Source organism: Staphylococcus cohnii subsp. cohnii, from assembly GCF_002902365.1.
Taxonomy (GTDB): domain Bacteria; phylum Bacillota; class Bacilli; order Staphylococcales; family Staphylococcaceae; genus Staphylococcus; species Staphylococcus cohnii.
Window position 1 is genome coordinate 1 of record NZ_PPQC01000030.1, and the last position, 520, is coordinate 520.

The following is a 520-nucleotide window of genomic DNA, read 5'->3' on the forward strand; positions in this document are numbered from 1 at the left end:
CAGTCAGGTTTAAGTTTAAAAGCTTTAATTACTTTAGCCATTGCTACCTTCGTTGAAGGTGCCTGATCTGTAATTACCTTTTGAGGTTTACCAAATTGTTTAATGAGACGTTTGATAAACGCATATGCTGAATGATTATCTCGTTGCTTACGCAACCAAATATCTAATGTATGTCCCTCTGCATCAATGGCACGATATAAATAGCTCCATTTTCCTTTTATTTTGATGTACGTCTCATCAATACGCCATTTGTAATAAGCTTTTTTATGCTTTTTCTTCCAAATTTGATATAAAATTGGGGCATATTCTTGAACCCAACGGTAGACCGTTGAATGATGAACGTTTACACCACGTTCCCTTAATATTTCAGATATATCACGATAACTCAATGCATATCTTAGATAGTAGCCAACGGCTACAGTGATAACATCCTTGTTAAATTGTTTATATCTGAAATAGTTCATACAGAAGACTCCTTTTTGTTAAAATTATACTATAAATTCAACTTTGCAACAGAACC

At 33.7% G+C, this 520-nt stretch carries 1 protein-coding gene; it reads right to left on the bottom strand.

The window, feature by feature from the left end; translation table 11 throughout:
- A partial coding sequence (locus CD032_RS05705) for an IS6-like element IS257 family transposase (protein WP_082360168.1) occupies positions 1 to 464 on the bottom strand: 464 nt, incomplete at its 3' end.
- Between the last annotated feature and the right edge of the window lie 56 nt (positions 465 to 520).